Below are 19,946 nucleotides of genomic sequence, written 5' to 3' on the forward strand. Positions count from 1 at the left end.
CAATATCTGGTGTAGAGTGGTTTTTGGCGCCGATTTCCGAATTTGCCGATGAGAAGGTGGAGGGGGAAATGGATGGTGGAGGTGATCGCGTCTGCGCTCAAGCTGCGACCTTGACTCGTAGTTTGTGTTGTTCATTCCGGGAAATTGGGTGGTTTGTAGTATGAGGGTGGACAGTCATGTCTCAAATTGATAGTTTTAATTGTCGCAGAACTTTAGATGTTGGTGGCAAAGAATATACTTATTATAGTTTGATCGAAGCGGAGAAAAATGGGCTGAAGGGTGTTTCTTTTTTGCCGTTTTCAATGAAAGTTATTCTTGAAAATTTGTTACGATTTGAAGATGGACGTTCGGTCAAAAAAGAGGATATTCTGAACGTTGCTAAGTGGTTAAATGACAAAGGTAGCGCTGGTGCGGAAATTGCCTACCGCCCGGCACGCGTTCTTATGCAAGATTTCACAGGTGTTCCTGCAGTTGTCGACCTTTCTGCGATGCGTGACGCCATGGTTAAACTTGGAGGGGACGCTGAAAAAATCAATCCTCTTATCCCTGTTGATCTCGTCATTGATCACTCTATTATCGTCGATTATTTCGGCAATCCTATGGCTTTTAAAGACAATGTTGCGTGTGAATATGAACGCAATAGCGAACGTTATCGTTTTCTTAAGTGGGGACAGCAAGCTTTTCAAAATTTTCGTGTTGTTCCTCCGGGAACGGGAATTTGCCATCAGGTGAATCTGGAATATTTAGCGCAATGTGTGTGGATGAAGGATGAGGAAGGGTGTCATACGGTCTATCCTGATACTTGTGTGGGGACTGATTCGCATACAACTATGGTGAATGGTTTAGGTGTTTTGGGTTGGGGTGTTGGTGGTATTGAAGCAGAAGCGGCAATGTTAGGCCAGCCCGTTTCTATGCTGTTGCCTGAAGTAATAGGTTTCCGTTTAACAGGTAAACTTAAAGAAGGGGTGACTGCTACTGATTTAGTGTTGACGGTTACGCAAATTTTACGCAAGAAGGGCGTTGTCGGTAAATTTGTTGAATTTTTTGGTCCAGGTTTGGAGCATATGACGCTTGCTGATCGGGCGACGATTGCGAATATGGCACCGGAATATGGGGCAACGTGTGGTTTTTTTCCAGTTGACAAAGAAACAGTGCGTTATCTCAATATGACAGGGCGTGATAAAGGTCGGATTGCTCTAGTGGAATCTTATTCCAAAGCACAAGGGATGTGGCATGATGAGATGATCGCCGATCCCATTTTTAGCGATACAATTGAATTAGATATGGAAAGTGTTGTGCCTTCTATGGCTGGTCCTAAACGTCCTGAAGGGCGTATTGCATTAGAAAGTGTTGGACAGGGTTTTGAGGTGGCATTGTCTAGTGACTATAAGAAGGCTATTGGGCAAGATGACCGTTATGGGGTTGAGGGTGAGGAATACACGCTTGGCCATGGCGATGTGGTGATTGCTGCGATTACTTCTTGTACGAATACATCAAATCCGAGTGTTCTTATTGCTGCGGGTCTTTTGGCGCGTAATGCTGTAGCGAGAGGTCTCAAGAGCAAGCCATGGGTTAAGACTTCTCTTGCGCCTGGCTCGCAAGTCGTTGAGGCTTATCTTATCCATTCAGGTCTTCAAAAAGATTTAAATGCACTAGGGTTTAATTTAGTGGGTTTTGGGTGCACGACGTGTATAGGGAATTCTGGTCCTTTGTATTCAGCTATTTCAAAAACGATTAATGATAATGGTTTAATTGCTGCTGCGGTTCTTTCAGGAAATCGTAATTTTGAAGGGCGTGTATCACCTGATGTGCAAGCGAATTATTTAGCTTCGCCGCCGCTTGTTGTCGCACATGCTTTGGCTGGAACAGTGCGTAAAGATTTAACCAAGGAACCTCTTGGTGAAGGTTCAGATGGGCAACCAGTTTACTTGAGAGACATTTGGCCAACTTCTAAAGAGGTACAGGAATTTATCGAGAAGAATGTTACACGTAAGATTTTTGTCGAAAAATACGCGGATGTTTTTAATGGAGATGAAAATTGGCAAAAAGTTCAAGCTCCCACAGGTGTTACTTATTCTTGGGATGAGCAATCAACGTATGTGCGTAATCCGCCTTATTTTGCTGATATGCAGAAAATCCCTGAGGTGTTGTCAGATATTAAAGAAGCACGAATTCTAGGTTTGTTTGGTGATAAAATTACGACGGATCATATTTCTCCTGCAGGTTCTATTAAGGTTGATTCCCCTGCTGGAAAATATCTGACGGATCATGATGTTAAGGTGGCTGATTTTAACCAGTACGGAACACGTCGTGGGAATCATGAAGTTATGATGCGGGGGACCTTTGCCAATATTCGCATTCGCAACTTTATGTTAGGGGAGAATGGTCGTGAAGGAGGCTATACAGTTCATTATCCATCAGGAACAGAACAAACAATTTATGATGCAGCAATGGCGTATAAGCGGGAAGGTGTTCCGCTCGTTGTTTTTTCTGGTATTGAATACGGCAATGGATCCTCTCGTGATTGGGCGGCTAAGGGCACCAATCTTCTTGGTGTAAAAGCGGTGATTGCTCAGTCTTTTGAGCGGATTCATCGCTCTAATCTCGTTGGCATGGGGATTGTTCCCTTTGTTTTTGAAGCGGGTGTAAGTTGGCAGTCACTTGGTTTAAGAGGAGATGAAAAGGTAACGATTGAAGGGATTCATGACTTAAAACCCCGTCAGAAAACTGTGGCTACGATCACTTTTGCTGATGGAGCGATAAAAGCTGTTCCATTATTGTGCCGTGTTGATACTGAAGATGAGCTGGATTATTTGCATCATGGTGGAATTTTGCAATATGTTTTACGTAATCTGGCAGTTTAAACCGCATTTGTTCGTTTAGGGGTGTCTTAAAACGATAAAGTTGGATATCAAGAGAATGATTTTCGTTTTTTATGCTCTACCTTTGAGAATTCGATTGACGTTTGCTTGAGGATTGCGCTATAAGCTGAGCAGTTATCAGCGCGACTTTATAGTTTGGCTTAGATTTTTTTGTATTGGTAGAGATATCACTGAGGTTATTTCTACCGGTGAGTTGAAAGAGAGATATATTTATGGCGAATACACCTTCGGCTCAAAAGGCGGTGCGCAAGGTTGCAGCGCGTACCCAAGTTAATCGAGCTCGCCGTTCACGCGTTCGCACTTTTATGCGTAAGTTTGATGATGCTTTAGCTGGTGGCGATAAGGCATGTGCGGAAATGGCATTTAAGAATTTTGAACCTGAAATTATGCGTGCTGTTTCCAAGGGAGTTTTTCATAAAAATGCTGCAGCACGAAAAGTATCGCGTTTAGCAAAACGTTTGAAGGCTCTTAACGTTTAAGCTTTTGCGATTTTTTTAGAAATCAAATTTGTTAGAAATCAAACCAGCGTCCGTAGGGATGCTGGTTTTTTTTATTTTTTGAAATATTGCTTTTTTTAAGAGGGGGAAGCTGCAGTGATTCTCACCATAAAAGAGTAGAGAAAATTGATAGAAATTGTACGGTTATCCACAAGCTTTGTGGATTTTTACAGAGTCTTTTTTGTCAAGCTTTTTTATTTTTTTTTTTTAATCCGAAGAAATTCTTTATTATTAGTAAATTTAGAAAAAAAAAAGTGAATTGAATCAATAATTTTTCTCGTTCCACGTTCATAATAGCAGGTTTATAGCGGTTTTTTAGGTGCCTTTGATTTTATTTTGACCTCTTGCATTTTACCTCTGCTGTTTTGTATGGTTCTTAATGAAGATTGAAAACATACAGGGTTCACATCAGCGCATTATCCTGTGTGATATTGAGTGTAAGATCCTTTGGTTTAGGCTGTTAGGGGCTCTCGAGTTGGATAGGTTTTCTAACGTATTTTTAGTTTTCTTGATTGGTATGTTTTTCGTTTTAAAAGAATGGATCATATCATGAGTGCATGTAAATCTTGTTGTCATCTTTGTTGGTGGGGTTGTGATGAGATTATCCTGGGGGAGGGTAAATAATCTTATTTGGGATAGGGCGTTTTTGCCTTCGCTAAGTTGATTTTTAGCTGTTTGGCGAGAACAAGGTTTGTGTTTTTATCGGGATGGAAGATTGTGGATAAATTGAACTCTAAAGCTAGTTCCTTTAAAAGGGTTTCGGTGAATATCCTGTCGGCAGAGAGAATAATGAAGAGTGAGATGACGGGTAGTGGTGGATCAGTTGGTAAAAATGTTTCTGTAGGGCCTCTTATTATTTCAGAGGAGGAAGGCGCGGCGGCTTTCGCCCGTGTAATGGCCCAATTAAAGGCGCAGGTAGGTATTGAGGCTTATACAAGTTGGTTTGGTCGTTTGAAACTTGCTGAATATAGCCGTAATCTTGTAAAGCTTTCTGTTCCTACAGCGTTTTTGCGTTCATGGATTAATAATCACTATGGTTCTCTTTTGACCAATTTATGGAAACAGGAGAATTCAGCAGTTCTTCGCGTTGAAGTTATTGTTCGTGGTATGAAGCGCGTTTCAAAAAACGTAGTCTGTAGGACGAGTACAGCTCCTGTTGTTCTGGAAGAGCAAACAGTTTCGTCTTTTGTTGAGAGTTGTACAGAGCATTCAGTAAAGGGTGTTGAAGCAGGGGTTTTTGGTTCGCCACTTGATTCTCGTTATACTTTTGAAAATTTTGTTGAGGGGGCTTCTAATCGTGTTGCTTTAGCGGCAGCACGTTCAATTGCAGAAGGGCATAAAAGTGCTTTGCGTTTTAACCCTCTTTTTATTCACGCGTCTGTTGGTTTAGGAAAAACACATTTGCTTCAAGCCATTGCGGCGGCTGCACTGAAGCGTTTAACGCCTGCGCGCGTTATTTATTTGACTGCTGAATATTTCATGTGGCGTTTTGCAACAGCTATTCGCGATAATGATGCTCTTTCTTTTAAAGAGCAGCTTCGCGATATTGATCTTTTGATTATTGATGATATGCAATTTTTGCAAGGGAAGTCGATACAAAACGAATTTTGTCATTTACTCAACATGTTGCTTGATAGTGCAAAACAAGTTGTTGTAGCTGCTGATCGTCCACCAGCGGAATTAGAATCACTAGATCTTCGCGTTCGGTCTCGACTTCAGGGGGGGGTTGCTCTTGAAATTGAAGCACCAGATTATGAAATGCGTTTGAAAATGTTGCGCCAACGGTTAAAGGTGGCACAACAAGATGATAATATGGTGGTAATTTCTGATGAAGTTTTGGAGTATATTGCTAAAACGGTTTTGGGATCGGGGCGTGATATTGAAGGAGCGTTTAATCAATTGTTGTTTCGTCAGTCTTTCGAGTCTGATTTGTCTTTAGAGCGGATTGATGAATTATTGGGTCATTTGACTCGTTCAGGTGAAGCTAAGCGTATTCGGATTGAGGAAATTCAGCGTGCGGTTGCCCGCCATTATAATGTTTCTAAGCAAGATTTGTTATCTAATCGCCGAACGCGTACAGTCGTGAAGCCGCGACAAGTTGCAATGTATTTAGCAAAAATGTTGACCCCTCGCTCATTGCCGGAGATTGGACGTCGTTTTGGAGGACGTGATCACACAACAGTTTTACATGCTGTCCGTAAAATTGAAGATTTGGTTTGTGATGATCAGACCTTAGCCAAAGAGCTTGAGTTGCTTAAACGGTTAATCGGAGAGCAGGCTGCGTAGTGTTTTACAAGTTTTCCTTTCTTTGGAAGAGTTTTGCAGAGGGGTTAATGAGAGTAGGCTGTTTTACTTATGTAGGAGTCGCTTGCCATTTTAAGAGAGGTTGAATAAACTTTGACAAGTGATTCTTTCATGTGAATCGGTTATTTTTAATCTAGAGGATTCCTATAATTCTTTATAATTATAATGGGGATTTTTATGCGTATTACAGTTGATCGCAATCAACTTTTCAAATCTCTTGGTCGTGTTCACCGTGTGGTTGAGCGTCGTAATACTGTTCCTATTTTGTCAAATGTATTGATTGATGCAAACAAGGACGGTGTGCAATTAAAAGCAACAGACCTTGATTTAGAGGTTACAGAATCTTTTACGGCCGATGTAAAACAAGCTGGGGCAATAACTGTTCCAGCACATTTGCTTTATGACATAGTTCGAAAACTTCCTGATGGCAGTGAGATTGTATTATCAGTTGATATGAATCAGGCGAATACAATGTCTGTTGTTTCTGGTCGCGCTAATTTCCAACTTCAGTGTCTTCCCAAAATAGATTTTCCAGAGTCTCTTCCGGGACAGTTTGGTTACCGTTTTTCTTTGCCAGCGTCAGCCTTGAAGCATTTGCTTGATTGTACGCAGTTTGCTATTTCTACGGAAGAAACCCGTTATTATCTTAATGGTATTTATTTTCATATTGTTGATGAGGGTATTCTCAAGTTGCGTTTAGTTGCTACCGATGGTCATCGTTTAGCACAAGTTGATATGGAGGCTCCTTCAGGGGTTGAGGGAATGCCGGGTATCATTGTTCCTCGTAAAACCGTAGGAGAGTTGCAAAAGCTTCTTTCTGAAGAAGTTGGTGATACTGTGTGTGTAGAGCTTTCGGAAACGAAAATTCGTTTTTCTGTAGGTTCTGTAGTTTTTACATCCAAGTTAATTGATGGAACATTCCCAGAGTATCAACGTGTTATCCCTCTTGCAAATGATAAAAAATTGGTTGTCAACAGGCAGGATTTTTCTTCCGCGGTTGATCGTGTTTCTACGATTTCAATTGATCGAGGGCGTGCAGTGAAGTTAACGATTGAGCAGGGGCAATTAAAGCTTGTTGTTAATAATCCTGATTCGGGGAGTGCAGAAGATCAATTGGCGGTCACTTACACATCTGATCCGCTTGAGATAGGATTTAATTCGCGTTATCTTTTGGATATTGCTGGACAACTTTCGAGCGATGAGATGGTTTTTATGCTGGCAGAAGCTGGAGCTCCAGCTCTCATTCGTGATAATGATGATGCGGCTGCGCTTTATGTGCTGATGCCTATTCGCGTTTAGGGACGAGAGTTTTGCAATGCATAGCTGGTCATGTGCACAAAGTGGCAGTGAGGCAGCTAAGGCTTGTGCGTTATCGCAATTATTCATCCTTTAATATTCATCTTTCAGGACAGCATGTCGTTTTTACTGGCCATAACGGTGCTGGTAAGACTAATCTTTTAGAAGCATTGTCTTTTCTTTCTCCTGGTCGTGGTTTACGGCGTGCGGCTTATTCTGATATTAGCTTTGCGGATGGTAGAAATGGGGGATTTGTTGTATTTGCTCGTCTTCAATGTGCTCTGTATGGTGAAGTAAATATTGGCACAGCTTTGGAGATTGGCGATAACAATCGAAAAGTACATATCAATGGTGTGAATGAGACAGCTGATTGCCTAACAGATTATTGTCATATGAGTGTTCTGACTCCTTCTATGGATGGGCTTTTTACCGGCTCTTCGCTTGAGCGCCGACGTTTTTTGGATCGCATGGTTTTGGCTATTGATCCTTTACATAGTCGTCGTATAGCTGATTATGATAGGGCTATGCGTGCCCGTAATCGTTTATTTTTAGATGGAAATGAAGATCGTGTTTGGTTTGATGCTTTAGAAAAGCAGATGGCAGAATTGGCAACGGCTATTGCTGCGGCGCGTATTGATGTTATTCGACTTTTAAATGGCATGTTTGCACAAATGCCAGTTTATACACCTTTTCCGCGAGCTTTTTTGCAAGTTGATGGTTTTATCGAAACAGCACTTAGAAAAACATCGGCGATAGAGATTGAGGAGCAATTCTGTGATCGGTTGCGGCATAACCGTGCAATAGATCGGGCTGCTGGGCGGACATTAGAAGGACCACATCGCACAGATTTACAGATTTTTTATGCTGATAAAAATATGGGTGCAGCATCTTGTTCTACAGGTGAGCAAAAAGCTTTATTGACAGGTTTGGTTTTGTGTCATGCGCGTTTAACAGGTATGATGTCAGAGAGGTCCCCTATTCTTCTTCTTGATGAAATAGCAGCTCATCTTGATTCTCATCGGCGTGCTGCTTTATTTGATATTCTTGATGATTTAGGGGGACAAACATTTATGACAGGCACAGATCCCATTTTATTTGACGCTTTGAAAGGACGAGCAGAGTTTTTTGAAATTAAAGATGGAAGTTTGTTGCAGTAAAAAAACATACTAAATTTGACAATGTGATGATTGAGAAGAAGAGGCATAGTGTGTCCAAGATTATAACGGTTTTAAATGGTCCTAATTTAAATTTTCTGGGTAAACGTGAACCAGAAATTTATGGCACTGAAACTTTGGAAGATATTGAACAATTTTGTAGGGAATGGGCAAAGAGGCTTGGTATAACAGTGCATTTTCATCAAAGTAACTGTGAAGGGCAGTTGGTAGAATGGATACAGGCAGCGATTGATGTGAGTGCTGGTTTGATTATCAATCCAGCTGCTTACAGCCATACGTCTGTTGCACTTCTTGATGCATTAAAAATGTTTTCGGGGCCTAAAGTAGAGGTTCATTTATCTAATATTTATCAACGTGAAGCCTTTCGTCACCATTCTTATACATCTTCGGGTGTGGACGCAGTCATTACTGGCTGTGGGAGTGAGGGATACCGGTTTGCGCTTGAATATATTGCTAAGAGATTTAATTATAATAGATAAAAAGCAAACGTTGGATAAGAGTAATATGGGTATTGAATTTACTTGATAATTATTTTTCAGGTAAGTAAGATGACGTTATTTATTATTGCAACTTCCAATGTGTATGACGGGGGTAGGTGAAGATGAGAAGCTTTGTTAGGCAATTAGAGATATTTGCGATTTTAGGGATTGCACTAATAATGTCTGGTTGTAAAATTGATGTTCTTCAACCATCGGGGTATGTTGCACGTCAACAGCTCATTTTGATTGTTGTCTGTGTGCTTGTTATGCTTTGTGTTGTAATTCCGGTAATGGTGAGTGTGGTATTTTTAGCTATCAAATATCGTGCATCGAATGCGGCACAAGAGTATTTACCTGATTGGGGGCACTCGAATAAAATTGAAGCGACTATGTGGGGCATTCCAATAGTTATCGTAATGGTTTTAGGTTCGTTAACAGCCTATTACACTTATCACCTTGAACCCACAAATCCGCTTCCGGTGGAAGTTGTTGGTGAAGAGAAGCCATTGCAAGTCAATGCTATAGCTCTTGATTGGAAATGGTTATTTATTTATCCAGAATACAATATTGCATCGATCAATGAGATTTATGCACCTGAAGGTCGTCAGGTTTTGTTACAGTTGACATCAGAGAGTTCTGTTAATGCTTTTTGGGTGCCAAAATTGGGCACAGTTCTTTATGCTATGCCGCAGATGAATGCTAAATTGCATTTGGTAGCTGAAGAACAAGGAGTATTCAAAGGAAGCTCAGCCAATTACAGCGGTGATGGTTTTGCAGGTATGCGGTTTCAATGGCATTCTGTGTCTCCGCAGGATTTTGAGAGTTGGATTTCTAAAGTTCGCGCTAATGGTCAAGTGCTTAATCGCGCGTCTTATCGGCAGCTTTCCGTTGCGCCTCGTATGGGTGACATTGCTGCTAAGGAAAAGGATGCTGAAATACGTTATTTTGCACCTGTTGAGAAGCGGCTTTACTACCGCGTTGTCAATCGATGTGTTGATGAAAATACGGTATGTAATGAAGATTTAATGAAGCGTGCTGCTGCTCAGACACTGTGGGGTGCACTTTGTTCAGTTTTTGATCCTGGTGTTATTTAGAGTGTTGATCGAGAGAGGATCCTTTTTAAAATAAGGGTTTCTTTTAAACTGGAATTTCATTTGATATGGGTTGAGAGATGTTTGGAAGACTTACAGATCCTACGGCAGGTGCTTTTCATGCACTTGCACATGAACCGATCGTTTTGTACACATGTATTGCGATTGTTGCGGGTGGTTTAATTGCCGTTGTTGCTTTGACAGCACTTCGATGGTGGGGGGTTTTATGGCGAAATTGGATTACGACAGTCGATCATAAACGCATCGGTATTATGTATATCGTTCTTGGGATTATCATGCTTGTTCGTGGTTTTGCTGATGCGATCATGATGCGTTCGCATCAAGCTTTAGCTCTTGGGAGTGAAACAGCAGGTTATTTGCCCCCTGAGCATTTTGATCAGATTTTTTCGGCTCATGGCACTATTATGGTTTTCTTTATGGCCACGCCGATTTTATTTGGTCTTTTTAATTATATTATACCGCTTCAAATTGGTGCACGTGATGTTGCCTTTCCTTTTGCGAATAATTTAGGGTTTTGGATTACTGCTGCTGGGGCAATATTGATTAACATATCCTTAGGTGTAGGGAATTTTGGTCGTGGTGGTTGGTTGATGTATCCACCTTTCACTGAGTTGCAAGGTAGTCCAGATACAGGGGTAGATTATTATTTGTGGTCACTTCAGCTTTCTGGTATTGCGACGACGATGGGGGCAATCAATTTTGTTGCGACCATCATTAAAATGCGTGCTCCTGGGATGACGATGATGAGAATGCCCGTCTTTTGTTGGAGTGCTTTTGTTAGTAATGTCCTTATTTTAGTTATTTATCCTGTCTTGACTGTAGCCTTTGCGCTATTGGCATGTGATCGTTATTTGAGCATGAATTTCTTTACCAATGTTGCTGGTGGAAATCCAATGGTATGGATTAACTATGTTTGGGTTTTTGGTCATCCAGAAGTTTATGTTTTGGTTGTTCCTGCTTTTGGGATCGTTTCTGAGGTTGTATCAACTTTTTCTTCAAAACGCCTCTTTGGTTATACTTCAATGGTATGGGCATTGTTGGTTATTTTGATTCTTTCACTTCTTGTTTGGGGACACCATTTCTTTACAATGGGTGGCGGTGAAGCTGTGAATACCTTCTTTAGTATTGCGACGATGATTATTGCGGTTCCAACGGGTGTTAAAGTCTTTAATTGGTTGCTGACCATGTATAAAGGTCGGATTCGCTTTGAGCCTCCAATGCTTTGGTGTATGGGGATGATCTTCACGTTTGTTGGTGGTGGATTAACGGGTGTTTTGTTGTCCATTGTGCCTGCTGATTGGCAGTTTCATAATTCGCTCTTTTTGGTAGCTCATTTTCACCATACAATTATTGGGGGTGTTGTTTTTGCATACTTAGCTGGAATTGCTTTTTGGTTTCCAAAAGTTTTTGGTTATAAACCGAATCGGGCATTGGGTATTGCATCTTTCTGGTGTTGGTTCATTGGTTTTTACCTTGCTTTTTTCCCAGTTTATGCACTTGGTTTAATGGGTGCGACGCGTCGTCTACAGCATTACATGGAACCTAGTTGGCAACCGATGTTTATGATTGCTGCATTGGGTGCTTTTATTATTTTGCTTGGTATCCTTTGTTTTGTGTTGCAAGTTGTTTTGGCGATTTGGTACGGTATCAAACATAAGGGACGTTTACCGGTCACATTAAATGATTCTTGGGGTGATGCACGGACGCTTGAATGGTTTACTTCCTCACCGCCTCCTTCTTATAATTTTGCAATACTTCCCAAGGTGCAGTCTGACGATGCTTATTGGAATATGAAGAAGAGTGGATACCAGCGTCCGACAAGTGGATTTGCAAAAATTCATATGCCATCAAATACGTCTGCTGGAATTATTGCAGGATTCTTTTCACTAGTTGTTGGTTTTGCCCTTGTTTGGCATATTTGGTGGCTTGTTGCGATTGGATTGATTGGTTTTGTTGCAACGATTGTGTGTCATTCGTTAACAGGTGACCATCATGGCTACTATATTCCAGCTGAAGAAGTGCAGAAAACAGAGGACGCTTTTACAGCTGTTCTTAAAGAACGAGGAGTAACAGTATGAGTGTGATGACAATGAATGATGCTCACATTGATGAGCATCATCACGACAGTAGTTCAATAATGACATTTGGTTTTTGGGTTTATATTCTTTCGGATTTGATCCTATTCTCAACACTTTTCTCGAGTTTTGCTGTTTTTTCTGCTTCTTATGGTGGAGGAAAAGCTGGCAGTGCGTTTATTGATTTAAAGTTTGTTTTGGTTGAAACCGCTATTTTATTACTGTCATCAATTACTTATGGATTTGTCATGGTACAAGCGCATAAGGGTAACATCAGTGGTGTGCGTTCATGGATGGCCATTACCTTTGTACTTGGGTTTTGCTTTATTGGAATGGAAATTTACGAATTTCATGAACTTTTGAACGAGGTATTCTATTACGATCCTAATGCTTATGCTGGTATTGATCCCGCAACAGGTTTACAGCTTTTTGGACGAGAAGTTCTCTCTGCATATTGGTCAGCGTTTTTTGCTTTGGTTGGTACGCATGGTCTTCATGTAAGTGTTGGTCTTCTCTGGATGGTCGTGATGTTTTTTCACCTTCGTCGTCGTGGCTTGGATCATGATAATAAAACGCGTTTGGCATGCCTTTCAATTTTCTGGCATTTACTTGATATTGTGTGGGTTGGTGTTTTCACCATGGTTTATCTGTTAGGAGCATTGTAATGAGCGTGCATAACGAAACACATGGTCCCAGTACTGGTTCCTATTTAGTTGGCTTTATTCTGGCTGTATTTTTCACTTTGGGCTCTTTTATTCCCGTGATGTACGGGATGATGGAAAGTTGGGCTATTAGCACGAAGGTTGCGTATCTTATTGGGATGGCGATTATTCAGATTATAGTGCAGATTGTTTTCTTTTTGCATTTAAATTCTGGTCCTGATGCCAAATGGAATTTAAGCGCTTTGTGGTTTGCAGCTATTTGCGTTTTTATTATTATTGGGGGTACTTGGTGGGCTATTTCGCATTTGAATTATAATATGATGGGTGGTTCAGGACGCGTTATTGAGCCAGAAATATCAGGTAAAGGAAGTTTTTCGGCGTCTGGGCAATTAGATATACGAGAGCCAGTGAAACAATTATCAGATGAAAGCATGTCTGCAGAGAAACTGCCAAGTATGGAAGTTTCTGTAGAGCAAGTACCGAGCTCTGAAATGCCTGTAGGGCAAATGCCCAATCCGCAGGATTCTGTAGGGCAGGTACCAGGCTCTGAAATGCCTGTAGGGCAAATGCCCAATCCGCAGGATTCTGTAGGGCAGGTACCAGGCTCTGAAATGCCTGTAGGGCAAATGCCCAATCCGCAGGATTCCGTAGGGCAGGTACCAGGCTCTGAAATGCCTGTAGGGCAAATGCCCAATCCGCAGGATTCCGTAGGGCAGGTGCCAGGCTCTGAAATGCCTGTAGGGCAAATGCCCAATCCGCAGGATTCCGTAGGGCAGGTACCAGGCTCTGAAATGCCTGTAGGGCAAATGCCCAATCCGCAGGATTCTGTAGGGCAGGTACCAGGCTCTGAAATGCCTGTAGGGCAAATGCCCAATCCGCAGGATTCCGTAGGGCAGGTGCCAGGCTCTGAAATGCCTGTAGGACAAATGCCAGATGCTCAGACTCCCGTGGAGTAGTTGGTGTACGCAGAAGTTCCCGTGTAACACTTGCTCTATGCAAGCTTCTGTAAAGCAAGTGTTCGCACGGGGGTGCTGGCGCAATAGTCATTTGAGGAGTTTATCATTACGATTTTGATTCTGCTTTTATTTCTAAGAAGAGAAGCCATGGATAAGTTTAGTAAAATTTAAATTTTATTCAAGGCAAGAAGTCATTTATAGAACATAGAAGCAATGAGAGTGATATAATTTAGTACATATATATGAGGACCTTTAAAAGTCATTTATGTTATGTAGGAGTGCAGTTGTGAACAGGTAGCACTTCAAATCTAGTGAATTTATATCCGGGGTATCGTACTTATAGGTGTCTGCAATAGTAGCATACAATTAAAACCAAAGGTTTGGGAAATCATCAGGAAACTTAATGAATATCGTTTCGATGACAGTTATTGGTGCGGGTTCTTATGGCACTGCGTTAGCTGTTACGTTGGCTCGTAATGGCCATCGTGTTTTACTCTGGGGTTATAATCCTCAACATATCAAAGAATTACAGGAACATCGTTGCAATCAGGCATTTTTACCCGATGTTCAATTTCCTGATAATCTATCGCCTGAAGCTTCGCTTGAGATAGCAATAACGTCAAGTCGCGATATATTGATTGCTGTTCCAAGCCATGTATTTCATCAGGTATTATACAATATTAAACCTTATTTGGATCAAAATTCACGCATTATTTGGGCAACAAAGGGTTTAGAACATGGTACAGGACGCCTTCTACAAGAAGTTGCTCGCGAGATTTTAGGTGATAAAATTCCTTTGGCTGTTTTTTCTGGACCAACTTTTGCTAAAGAGCTTGCTATTGGTTTGCCTACGGCAATTACGGTAGCAGCTTCTGATGCTGAATTTGGTGAAGAGCTACAGCAACTTTTCCAGTGTGATAAAAGTGTTAGAGTTTATAAAAACTCAGATATGATTGGCGTCCAATTAGGTGGAGCAGTCAAAAATGTCATTGCTATTGGTGCAGGAATATCAGACGGTATGAGATTTGGTGCAAACGCTCGAATAGCTCTCATTACACGAGGGTTGGCTGAAATTAGTCGCTTAGGTCTTGCTATGGGCGCTGAGCTTTCGACATTTATAGGGATAACAGGTTTGGGTGATCTGGTATTAACATGCACTGATAACCAATCACGCAACCGACGTTTTGGAATATTGCTTGGCCAAGGGATGAATAAAGAAGAAGCAGAAAAACAGATTGGCCAAGTTGTTGAAGGTTATCTAAATACCAAGGAAGTCTTTACACTAGCACAACGCATTGGGGTGGAAATGCCAATTACAGAGCAAATTTATCAAGTCTTGTATTGCGGTAAAAGTGTATTCGAGGCAGCCGATACATTGCTAAGCCGTGCACTCAAAGATGAAATGCACGATCTTGTAAATTATTCCAACACATGAGAGATATGACGATAGGTCAATAGGAACTGAAAATAGATCGCATTGATTGCCGAGTAAGATGTTAACGATTTAGTAAATTGTAGGCTTAAAGGCAGTTTTTCATGCAATATAACTGAAGCCATGCGAATCTCTTCTCTTTTCTAAGCTATCTTTAAAAAAGGGCTATTTTTTTCAATTATACGTGCTTCTCACATGAGAGAAGGCATACAATATACTTCTAAAACGGTATACAAACGATCCTTTTTGCACTTTTAAAAAGTACTACGGATAGTTATTCCCCTTGAGTTTCTTCGCTTTTTTTTAATTCTTCAAGTGCTGGCATAGACATGATGTTATAACCTGAATCAACATAATGAATTTCACCGGTAACCCCTGATGATAAATCAGAAAGTAAGTAGAGAGCAGATTTTCCAATTTCATGAATGTTTACGGTGCGGCGTAGTGGCGCATTACGGCGTTGATATGAAAATATTGCTCGTGCAGCAGCAATGCCATTTCCGGCTAAGGTCCTAACGGGACCGGCTGAAATTGCATTAACGCGAATATTTTGAGGCCCAAAGTCTGCGGCTAAATAGCGTACCATAGCTTCTAAAGCAGCTTTAGCAACCCCCATAATATTGTAATTAGGTACAACTTGCTGTGAAGCTCCATAAGTGAGTGTTAAAAGCGTTCCCCCATTGGGCATAAGCTTACCCGCGCGTTGGGCAATTTCAGTAAAGGAATAAGCTGAAATAACCATTGTACGCTTAAAGTTTTCTCGTGTTGTGACATCAACATAACGTCCTTTTAGCTGATTTTTATCTGAAAACCCAATGGCATGAACAACAAAATCAATAGTTTTCCATTCTTTTTCAAGTTGTTCAAAGACACGATCAACATTTTCAATTTTTTCAACATCACACTCGAGCACCAATTTGCATCCGAGTTTTTCTGCTAGGGGTTGAACACGTTTTCCGAATGCATCTCCTTGGTATGTAAACGCTAATTCAGCTCCTGCTTCTGCTAGTTGACATGCGATGCCCCAAGCGATTGAATGGTCATTTGCAACCCCCATAATAAGGCCACGTTTGCCCTCCATCAAACCTTTCATATTATTCTCCGTAAGACCATGCTTTTTTCAACCAGCAAAGAACTCCCATTCATGCATAGCGTTGAAAAACGAGCGTTGCATTGGTACCGCCAAAGCCAAATGTATTTGACAATACAGTATTAAGTTGTTGATGATCGCGGCGTTTACGAACAATTGGCATATCGGCAAAAGCTGGATCAAGTTCTTCAATATGGGCACTCTCGCAAATGAAATTATGATTCATCATTAACAATGTATAGATTGCTTCTTGAACACCTGCTGCCCCCAAGGAATGACCAGTTAGAGATTTTGTGGCGGAAATTGGTGGGCATTGATCGCCTGCTCCGAAGATACGGCGGATTGCTTCTATTTCAGGGGGATCACCCACAGGTGTTGCTGTTGCATGAGGATTGATATAATCAATCTTATTTTTCACGGTCGCAAGTGCCATGCGCATGCAGCGCTCTGCTCCCTCACCCGATGGAGAGACCATATCGTGTCCATCGGAGGTAGCACCATAACCAATAATTTCTCCATAGATTTTTGCACCACGTGCTTTAGCGACTTCTAGTTCTTCAAGAACCAAAACGCCAGCTCCACCAGCAATAACAAATCCATCACGATTAGCGTCATAAGCACGCGAAGCTTTTTCTGGTACATCATTATATTTGCTGGACATAGCACCCATAGCATCGAATAAAACAGATAATGTCCAATCCAGATCTTCGCAACCACCAGCAAAGATGCGATCCTGCTTGCCATATTGTATTGTTTCATAAGCATTACCGATACAATGATTAGATGTGGCACATGCGGAAGAGATTGAATAATTAACGCCTTTAATTTTAAAAAATGTTGCAAGAGTTGCAGATGCTGTAGAACTCATTGCTTTAGGTACAACAAAAGGACCAACGCGCTTTGGACCTTTTTGGCGTGTAATATCAGCAGCCTCAACGATTGACTGAGTTGAAGCGCCTCCAGAGCCCATAATAATACCCGTGTGTTCATTTGATACTTCATGCGGTTCTAGACCCGCATCAGCAATCGCTTGATCCATGGCGATGTGATTCCAAGCCGTTCCGCGTCCGTGAAAACGCAGAGCACGGCGATCAACCAATTCTTCTATATTAATATCGGGTTTGCCGTAAACTCTGCTACGAAAGCCTAATTCGGCATACTGAGGTGCGTAAGAAATTCCAGATTTTGCTTCTTTTAAACTGGTTAAAACGGCTTGAGGGTTATTTCCAATCGCGGAGACAATTCCCATTCCGGTTACAACAACTCGACGCATTTATACCTCCTTCTTTCATACAGAATAACAAAGTGTCTCTTCTGATGGAAATAATGTTCAGTTATTTTTTAAATAAAGCAACCCGTAAATCACTCGCTTTATAGATGGTTTCTCCATCTGCTTCCAGCCACCCATCTGCTATTCCCAAGACTAAGTTTCCACGCCGGATACGCTTAAAATCTATTCTATATTCAAGAAGTTTGGTTTTTGGAGTAACCATACCTGATAATTTTACTTCGCCTGTTGAGATAGCTCTCCCTTTTCCTAGTTCGCCCAGCCAACCGAGAAAAAACCCTGTTAATTGCCACATGCCATCTAGACCGAGGCATCCTGGCATGACCGGATCGCCTATAAAGTGACAGTCAAAGAACCACAGGTCTGGAGTAATGTCAAATTCGGCACGAACCATTCCTTTATTGTATTCACCACCAGTTTCACTGATTTCTGTGATTCGGTGAATCATTAACATTGGCGGTGCGGGTAATTGTGCGTTACCCTTACCAAACATTTCGCCGCGGGCACAGCTTAAAAGCTCTTCATAAGTGTAGCGAGACTTTTGTTCAGTCATTATGACTCCATCTATTTGCGTATATTTTTGTTTCTGCGCTTTTCCCCAACCTACTTTTAGAGCAAATTTTAGGGAGAGGGAAATGATTTTATATCATTTTTAATGACAAAACCCCTTTTTTATGTATCCTGTGTGGTAGGTTATTTAAAATGGAATAAAAAATTATATCATAATATTCCCATTTTTCCGTATTTTAACCTTGTTTGAATGGAAATATTTTGTGGTTTGTAACATGTTAGTGGGCGCAGACAGTTTAGGTTTTGATGAAGCAGAAGAACGGTTTGCGAAGGACTGTGGGGAGGTTGTTCGTTATCATTCCATATCTAGGTTAGAGAAACGTTTGCGTCAAAATGGTTTGCGGCCAACACGTCAGCGGCTAGAGCTTGCTCATATGATTTTTTCTCAAGGCAATCGCCATATTGCTGCTGAAGAGCTTTATGAAGAGGCAGTAAAGTTGGGTGTGCCTGTGTCTCTAGCAACTGTTTATAATACGCTTCATCAATTTACGGAAGCGGGGTTGCTACGGATTATTGCCGTAGAAGGTTCGAAGACTTGGTTTGATACAAACACATCTGATCATTATCATTTTTATATAGAAGGTGAAAATCGTATTCTTGATATTCCTTGTGATTTGGAAGAGGCTCCTATTATTGGGAATTTGCCTCAACCACCAGAGGGTATGGAAATTTCGCATGTTGATTTGATAGTTCGGTTGAAACCCAAAAACTGAGCAGATTATAGGGATTCAGAGAGTTCAATAAGGAATAAAGATTAAAGTTTGTTGATTTAAACGTTCACCACCCTTTTATTTTTTCATCAGGGTAGATTCCCCATAACTGGGATTGCTGAAGCCATCCGCGCCTATTATTAATGTTTAGTTCGCACCAGTATCCGTCGCATTGGCGGATATTACCAATGACATTAGGCTCTACTTCTGCAACAACTTCTGCATTATCTGCGGGGTTTTTACGTAGCATCAGCCTTTTTGTTTTATCTTTTTGCCATGGAATAGTTATAGCGGTTCTCTTTCCTGATAAAAGCGATTGATAAACCCACCCTTCATCGCCTTCTGCATCACGAATTTTACGCCATTGATCGTATTCTTGGATGATTTCAATAGGCAATCCTTGTTTTTTGTAAGTAAAGATGACAGAATAATTGCTTCCTGGTCCGATACGCACATTAACACGAGTGGGTTTAATCGAAGCAAACCGTGGGAGTGGTAAACCACTTGGTCCTAAATTTTGCCCTAAATTTTGCCCTAAATTTTGATTGGATGTTTGTGCGTGCAAAAAACGAGGTGAGCTGAATACAAAGACTCCTGCTATTAAGATACATGACATAAGAACTGAAAATCGAAACAGAATAGAATGTTGCACACTTAAACCCTTTATCTCTTCGTTTCTATATATTAGCAATCTAAGATTTAGAAGATAGGATCGAAAATTGCTTAAAGCTATGGCATATCGCTGGTTAAAGAGATCTAAACAATGAAAAAATTGCTGCAAGGATAACGAGATAGTAAGACAGAAATTTGAATTTTTTAATTGCTTTTTAGAGGGAAGGCTTGCAAATCAACCTCCAGTTTTCATGCAGTTTCATGTTTGAGGTAAGTATTGAGACGGTTGAGTGCTTTGCGAGCTGTGTCGGCTTTTGTATGACAGATGGTAGTAAATAAAGTATATGGCTATCTATTTGATTGTTTTCTGAATCTTGGATACACCTATACGCGTATTATGATCAAAAAATTGTTCAAGGATAGGCCATTGAAGGGATTGGCGTGTGGCTTAAAAGCAATGTTTTACAATTGATACAGTGCATTGATTTATAATGATAATTCATCATTTTGCAACTTGAGTTAATCCCCCCAATAGCGTAAGATTCTCTCATTTCAAACTATCTTATACTAAATCAATGAAAATCATTTTCTTGCACGTCACAAGTGGGATCGGCGTGTGAACAAAAAACCGTCTACAAAAGAAGTAAAATGCCTCTTATGAATTGTCTTAATACAAAAGCATGAGAAACATTGAGAGGAGATCAAAATATATCATAGGGCTTGTTTATGGCTTCACAAATGTAAAGATAGTGGCTTACAATGCCAATACTTCTTACAGAATTTTCAGTTTTTTCATAGAACACCAT

At 40.9% G+C, this 19,946-nt stretch carries 16 protein-coding genes; 12 read left to right on the forward strand and 4 right to left on the reverse strand.

Annotation, left to right across the window (positions count from 1 at the left end):
* Window positions 1-176: 176 nt before the first annotated feature.
* From acnA to gpsA, 11 genes are all read left to right on the forward strand, one after another.
* The gene (acnA, locus tag ABD915_RS01870; protein ID WP_345114353.1) at window positions 177-2,864 is read left to right on the forward strand and encodes an aconitate hydratase AcnA; all 2,688 of its coding nucleotides are present in this window, start codon (window positions 177-179) and stop codon (window positions 2,862-2,864) included.
* A gap of 230 nt (window positions 2,865-3,094) precedes the next feature.
* Entirely contained in the window at window positions 3,095-3,361 is a 267-nt protein-coding gene (rpsT, locus tag ABD915_RS01875) for a 30S ribosomal protein S20 (RefSeq protein WP_345114356.1), read from the forward strand.
* A gap of 732 nt (window positions 3,362-4,093) precedes the next feature.
* Window positions 4,094-5,665 carry a chromosomal replication initiator protein DnaA gene (dnaA, locus tag ABD915_RS01880; RefSeq protein ID WP_345114439.1) on the forward strand — a complete coding sequence of 524 codons (1,572 nt, stop codon included), beginning with the start codon at window positions 4,094-4,096 and terminating at the stop codon, window positions 5,663-5,665.
* A 195-nt stretch (window positions 5,666-5,860) separates the two neighbouring features.
* The gene (dnaN, locus tag ABD915_RS01885; protein WP_345114359.1) at window positions 5,861-6,982 is read left to right on the forward strand and encodes a DNA polymerase III subunit beta; all 1,122 of its coding nucleotides are present in this window, start codon (window positions 5,861-5,863) and stop codon (window positions 6,980-6,982) included.
* Window positions 6,983-7,002: 20 nt separating this feature from the next.
* Window positions 7,003-8,136 carry a DNA replication/repair protein RecF gene (gene recF, locus ABD915_RS01890; protein ID WP_345114442.1) on the forward strand — a complete coding sequence of 378 codons (1,134 nt, stop codon included), beginning with the start codon at window positions 7,003-7,005 and terminating at the stop codon, window positions 8,134-8,136.
* 50 nt (window positions 8,137-8,186) lie between these two features.
* Window positions 8,187-8,633, forward strand: coding sequence for a type II 3-dehydroquinate dehydratase (aroQ, locus tag ABD915_RS01895; RefSeq protein WP_345114362.1), 447 nt, complete (start codon window positions 8,187-8,189; stop codon window positions 8,631-8,633).
* A 122-nt stretch (window positions 8,634-8,755) separates the two neighbouring features.
* The gene (gene cyoA, locus ABD915_RS01900) at window positions 8,756-9,727 is read left to right on the forward strand and encodes a ubiquinol oxidase subunit II (protein ID WP_345114365.1); all 972 of its coding nucleotides are present in this window, start codon (window positions 8,756-8,758) and stop codon (window positions 9,725-9,727) included.
* 77 nt (window positions 9,728-9,804) lie between these two features.
* On the forward strand, window positions 9,805-11,823 hold the full coding sequence (gene cyoB, locus ABD915_RS01905; RefSeq protein WP_345114367.1) for a cytochrome o ubiquinol oxidase subunit I: 2,019 nt from the start codon (window positions 9,805-9,807) through the stop codon (window positions 11,821-11,823).
* Window positions 11,820-12,485: a cytochrome (ubi)quinol oxidase subunit III gene (locus ABD915_RS01910; RefSeq protein WP_345114371.1), complete on the forward strand. Its 666-nt coding sequence runs from the start codon at window positions 11,820-11,822 to the stop codon at window positions 12,483-12,485. The genes cyoB and ABD915_RS01910 overlap by 4 nt, the downstream gene beginning before the upstream one ends.
* The gene (gene cyoD, locus ABD915_RS01915; protein ID WP_345114374.1) at window positions 12,485-13,438 is read left to right on the forward strand and encodes a cytochrome o ubiquinol oxidase subunit IV; all 954 of its coding nucleotides are present in this window, start codon (window positions 12,485-12,487) and stop codon (window positions 13,436-13,438) included. The genes ABD915_RS01910 and cyoD overlap by 1 nt, the downstream gene beginning before the upstream one ends.
* Window positions 13,439-13,841: 403 nt before the next feature.
* Entirely contained in the window at window positions 13,842-14,873 is a 1,032-nt protein-coding gene (gene gpsA / locus ABD915_RS01920) for an NAD(P)H-dependent glycerol-3-phosphate dehydrogenase (RefSeq protein WP_345114377.1), read from the forward strand.
* A 271-nt stretch (window positions 14,874-15,144) separates the two neighbouring features.
* Here gpsA and fabI read toward each other — a convergent pair whose 3' ends face one another.
* From fabI to fabA, 3 genes are all read right to left on the reverse strand, one after another.
* On the reverse strand, window positions 15,145-15,963 hold the full coding sequence (gene fabI / locus ABD915_RS01925; protein WP_345114380.1) for an enoyl-ACP reductase FabI: 819 nt from the start codon (window positions 15,961-15,963) through the stop codon (window positions 15,145-15,147).
* Window positions 15,964-16,012: 49 nt separating this feature from the next.
* Window positions 16,013-17,233: a beta-ketoacyl-ACP synthase I gene (fabB, locus tag ABD915_RS01930; protein ID WP_345114383.1), complete on the reverse strand. Its 1,221-nt coding sequence runs from the start codon at window positions 17,231-17,233 to the stop codon at window positions 16,013-16,015.
* 61 nt (window positions 17,234-17,294) lie between these two features.
* Window positions 17,295-17,801: a 3-hydroxyacyl-[acyl-carrier-protein] dehydratase FabA gene (gene fabA, locus ABD915_RS01935; RefSeq protein ID WP_345114386.1), complete on the reverse strand. Its 507-nt coding sequence runs from the start codon at window positions 17,799-17,801 to the stop codon at window positions 17,295-17,297.
* A gap of 232 nt (window positions 17,802-18,033) precedes the next feature.
* On the opposite strand from fabA, the gene irrA reads away from it, so the two are divergent.
* A complete protein-coding gene (gene irrA, locus ABD915_RS01940; protein WP_345114447.1) occupies window positions 18,034-18,531 on the forward strand; it encodes an iron response transcriptional regulator IrrA in 498 nt (165 codons plus the stop codon).
* 64 nt (window positions 18,532-18,595) lie between these two features.
* On the opposite strand, the gene ABD915_RS01945 is transcribed toward irrA, so the two are convergent.
* Window positions 18,596-19,180 carry an SH3 domain-containing protein gene (locus ABD915_RS01945; RefSeq protein ID WP_345114389.1) on the reverse strand — a complete coding sequence of 195 codons (585 nt, stop codon included), beginning with the start codon at window positions 19,178-19,180 and terminating at the stop codon, window positions 18,596-18,598.
* Window positions 19,181-19,946 lie beyond the last annotated feature (766 nt).

The sequence above is a fragment of the Bartonella jaculi genome (assembly GCF_039543045.1).
GTDB classification, from domain to species: domain Bacteria; phylum Pseudomonadota; class Alphaproteobacteria; order Rhizobiales; family Rhizobiaceae; genus Bartonella; species Bartonella jaculi.

Excerpts from the sequence above, each read along its gene's own strand:
- cyoD (WP_345114374.1), top strand. The coding sequence starts at position 12,485 with ATGAGCGTGCATAACGAAACACATGGTCCCAGTACTGGTTCCTATTTA.
- rpsT (WP_345114356.1), top strand. The coding sequence starts at position 3,095 with ATGGCGAATACACCTTCGGCTCAAAAGGCGGTGCGCAAGGTTGCAGCG.
- fabI (WP_345114380.1), bottom strand. The coding sequence starts at position 15,963 with ATGAAAGGTTTGATGGAGGGCAAACGTGGCCTTATTATGGGGGTTGCA.
- fabA (WP_345114386.1), bottom strand. The coding sequence starts at position 17,801 with ATGACTGAACAAAAGTCTCGCTACACTTATGAAGAGCTTTTAAGCTGT.
- fabB (WP_345114383.1), bottom strand. The coding sequence starts at position 17,233 with ATGCGTCGAGTTGTTGTAACCGGAATGGGAATTGTCTCCGCGATTGGA.
- acnA (WP_345114353.1), top strand. The coding sequence starts at position 177 with ATGTCTCAAATTGATAGTTTTAATTGTCGCAGAACTTTAGATGTTGGT.
- irrA (WP_345114447.1), top strand. The coding sequence starts at position 18,034 with ATGTTAGTGGGCGCAGACAGTTTAGGTTTTGATGAAGCAGAAGAACGG.
- gpsA (WP_345114377.1), top strand. The coding sequence starts at position 13,842 with ATGAATATCGTTTCGATGACAGTTATTGGTGCGGGTTCTTATGGCACT.
- ABD915_RS01910 (WP_345114371.1), top strand. The coding sequence starts at position 11,820 with ATGAGTGTGATGACAATGAATGATGCTCACATTGATGAGCATCATCAC.
- cyoB (WP_345114367.1), top strand. The coding sequence starts at position 9,805 with ATGTTTGGAAGACTTACAGATCCTACGGCAGGTGCTTTTCATGCACTT.
- dnaN (WP_345114359.1), top strand. The coding sequence starts at position 5,861 with ATGCGTATTACAGTTGATCGCAATCAACTTTTCAAATCTCTTGGTCGT.
- cyoA (WP_345114365.1), top strand. The coding sequence starts at position 8,756 with ATGAGAAGCTTTGTTAGGCAATTAGAGATATTTGCGATTTTAGGGATT.